We start from the raw sequence: 1,297 nt of genomic DNA, 5'->3' as shown, positions 1-1,297 counted from the left end.
GTACGCCGACCACAGCTCCTGCATCAGAATCGGCAGCGACCACCCGTCGAGCACGATGTGATGCAGTGTGATCACCATGCGGTGCCGGTTCTCACCCACCTTGACCAGCAGCACCTTCAGCAGCGGGGGCGCTGCCAGATCGAATCGCTGGGCCCGCTCCTCGGCTCCCAGCCGTTCCGCCTCGGCCTGCGCCTCGCTCTCGGTCAGATGCGACAGGTCTCCCTCCCGCCAGGGCAGGACGACCTGACGCGCGACGATCTGCACCGGCTCATCGACGCCCGGCAGCTGCCGGAAACCGGCCCGCAGACTCGCATGCCGATCCAACAGGGCCTGCCACGACGCCCGCAGCGCCACCGCGTCCACCACACCGTCCAGGCCCAGATCCATCTGCTCGACGTAGACATCTGTGCCTTGCTCGTCGAAGAGTGCGTGGAACAGCAGTCCCTCCTGCAACGGAGACACCGGAAGCACATCCACCAGCCCCGGAACCTCCGCCTCCAACTCCTCGATCCTCGACTGATCCAACGCCACCAGCGGGAAATCGGAGGGCGTATAGCCACCACCAGCACCAGAGACATGAGCGACCAGTCCGGCCAACATCGCCGCCCAGCCGTCCAGCAACGCCCGCACACCCGACTCATCGAGCAGCGCCTCCGGCCAGGCCAGCGACAGCATCAGCTCCGGACCATCCGGCAGATCGTGCACCGCGCCCATGACCTCAAGCGCGTGCAGTACAGGGAAGTCCCCGCCCACGCCGTCACCGGTCGCTCCGTCGTTGGCCGGTGACCAACCCGTCCGGGCTCGCTGCCCCGGTGCTTCGGCGGCTCCGAACCGGCCGAGGTAGTTGAAGCCGATCTGCGCGGCGGGAAGCGCGGCCAGCTCCGGCGCGGTCTCCGGATTGAGATACCGCAGCATCCCGAACCCCAGACCATCACCCGGAACAGCACGCAACTGCTCCTTGACCCGCTTCACCACCCGACCCGCAGCCACCCCACCCACACGCACATCGGACAGATCAACCGACCCCACATCCAGCCGCACCGGATAACTGCTCGTGAACCACCCCACCGTCCGCGACAAGTCATCACCACCCGAGAGCGGCACCCGCCCATGCCCCTCCACATCCACCAGGATCGCGCTGCCGCCGGCTGTCGTCCGGGTGTCGCGCCATTCGGCGATGGCCGCCGTCAGCCCGGTCAGCAGCACATCGTCGATCCCCGCGTGGAAGGCAGCCGGCACCCGGGTGAGCAGCTCGGCGGTGACCTCGGAGGGCACCTGAATCGATACCCTCCGCGTT

Annotated in this window: 1 protein-coding gene; it reads right to left on the bottom strand. The window is 67.8% G+C overall.

Annotation, left to right across the window (positions count from 1 at the left end; genetic code table 11):
• Positions 1-1,275, bottom strand: a 1,275-nt coding sequence (locus tag FF041_RS37295) for a condensation domain-containing protein (RefSeq protein ID WP_323393714.1), incomplete at its 3' end; no start/stop codon positions are given.
• Positions 1,276-1,297: the final 22 nt, after the last annotated feature.

Origin of the sequence: Streptomyces jumonjinensis, from assembly GCF_009600885.1 — a bacterium.
Classification (GTDB): Bacteria; Actinomycetota; Actinomycetes; order Streptomycetales; family Streptomycetaceae; genus Streptomyces; species Streptomyces jumonjinensis.
The sequence above is the reverse complement of the archived record's forward strand: the minus strand, read 5'-3'. Positions and strand labels throughout refer to the sequence as shown.